Source organism: Cognatundibacterium luofuense, assembly GCF_018139685.1.
GTDB lineage: Bacteria > Pseudomonadota > Gammaproteobacteria > Burkholderiales > Burkholderiaceae_D > Undibacterium > Undibacterium luofuense.
On record NZ_JAGSPN010000634.1, the window covers coordinates 1 to 284 of the forward strand.

The 284-nt window shown below is 54.2% G+C and carries 1 pseudogene; it reads left to right on the top strand.

What is annotated here, in order from left to right:
* Window positions 1-284: pseudogene (locus KDM89_RS21970) on the top strand (phosphomannomutase/phosphoglucomutase); the annotation flags it as partial.

Consider the following 284-nt stretch of genomic DNA (forward strand, 5'->3'; position numbering starts at 1 on the left):
ACCGCTGGTATGGCTTTGACGATGGCTTGTACGCCGGTGCGCGTCTGCTGGAAATCATCAGCCGCGTGACAGATATGACAGCTACTCTGAATAATTTGCCGCAATCACCATCGACACCGGAACTCCAGTTGAAGCTCAATGAAGGCGAGAATTTCAGCATCATCGCTGCCATGCAGGCGAATGCCGATTTCCCAGGCGCAGATGAAGTCATCACCATCGACGGTCTGCGTGTCGAATATCCGGATGGATTTGGTCTGGCACGCTCGTCCAACACCACCCCTGTG